1 protein-coding gene is annotated in these 541 nt (G+C 59.1%); it reads left to right on the top strand.

All coding sequences use genetic code 11. The annotated features are described in order from the left end of the window. On the top strand, nucleotides 1-541 hold a 541-nt coding region (locus PGQ95_RS26350; protein ID WP_430919891.1), incomplete at both ends, for a tyrosine-type recombinase/integrase.

The raw sequence follows: 541 nt of genomic DNA, 5'->3' as shown, positions 1-541 counted from the left end.
GACCCCGGATGAAGTGGTTCGCATCCTCGGTTTTCTGGAAGGCGAGCATCGTTTGTTCGCCCAGCTTCTGTATGGAACGGGCATGCGGATCAGTGAGGGTTTGCAACTGCGGGTCAAGGATCTGGATTTCGATCACGGCACGATCATCGTGCGGGAGGGCAAGGGCTCCAAGGATCGGGCCTTGATGTTACCCGAGAGCTTGGCACCCAGCCTGCGCGAGCAGCTGTCGCGTGCACGGGCATGGTGGCTGAAGGACCAGGCCGAGGGCCGCAGCGGCGTTGCGCTTCCCGACGCCCTTGAGCGGAAGTATCCGCGCGCCGGGCATTCCTGGCCGTGGTTCTGGGTTTTTGCGCAGCACACGCATTCGACCGATCCACGGAGCGGTGTCGTGCGTCGCCATCACATGTATGACCAGACCTTTCAGCGCGCCTTCAAACGTGCCGTAGAAGGCACTGTTGCAAAGTTAGCGATGAGGCAGCCTTTTGTCTTATTCAAAGGCCTTACATTTCAAAAACTCTGCTTACCAGGCGCATTTCGCCCA

Origin of the sequence: Klebsiella sp. 141240, from assembly GCF_050600805.1 — a bacterium.
Classification (GTDB): Bacteria; Pseudomonadota; Gammaproteobacteria; order Enterobacterales; family Enterobacteriaceae; genus Klebsiella; species Klebsiella aerogenes.
Note: the sequence above shows the minus strand (reverse complement) of the source record. Positions and strands in the feature narration are given on the sequence as shown.